This window comes from Nonomuraea sp. KM90, assembly GCF_052246675.1.
GTDB lineage: Bacteria > Actinomycetota > Actinomycetes > Streptosporangiales > Streptosporangiaceae > Nonomuraea.
On record NZ_JBQQCB010000414.1, the window covers coordinates 1 to 633 of the forward strand.

Here is a 633-nt window from a genome sequence, read left to right on the forward strand (position 1 = left end):
TGGCGCGCTCGCGCCGGCGGGGCGGGATGGCCAGGACCTGGCTGATCACGGCGGCGTGCTCGGGTGCCCGCGGGGCCGCATAGCTGAACAGCGAGTGGATCGCGGCCAGCCGGGCGTTGCGGGTGGCCGTGCCGTTTCCCCGGTCATCCTCCAGGTGCTGCAGGAACGCGCCGATCAGTGTGGTGTCAAGATCGGCAAGGCTGAGCTTGCTGGGTGCCTTCCCGGTCTTGGCCTGCGCGAAGGACACCAGGAGCCGGCACGTGTCGCGGTAGGCCGTGACCGTGTTCGGGCTGGCCTTCTTCTGCCGGGCCAGCCGGTCGGTGAAGAAGCCCTGCAGGATGGGGGCAAGGTCGCTCATCGGGCCACCTGCCCGTCCGCCTGCTCGAGCTTGCCTGCGGCCAGGGCGAGGAGCTCGGGGACGGCCTGGAGATACCAGTAGGTCGACTTCGGGTCGACATGGCCGAGCCAGGTGGACAGCAGCGGGTGCCGGGCCTGCACGTTCCCGGCGTCGCGATACCAGTCCAGCATCGTCGCGACGGTGAACGTATGCCTCAGGTCGTGCAGCTGGGGAGCACGCCGGCCGGGCGGCGCCTGGATGCCCGCCGCGGCGATCAGCACGGCGAAGGTGTGCTG

General features: G+C 70.8%; 2 protein-coding genes. Both read right to left on the reverse strand.

What is annotated here, in order from left to right; genetic code table 11:
* A partial coding sequence (locus tag ACTWPW_RS64525; protein WP_443175087.1) for a site-specific integrase occupies positions 1-358 on the reverse strand: 358 nt, incomplete at its 3' end.
* A partial coding sequence (locus ACTWPW_RS64530; RefSeq protein WP_443175088.1) for a hypothetical protein occupies positions 355-633 on the reverse strand: 279 nt, incomplete at its 5' end. The genes ACTWPW_RS64525 and ACTWPW_RS64530, both read right to left, overlap by 4 nt.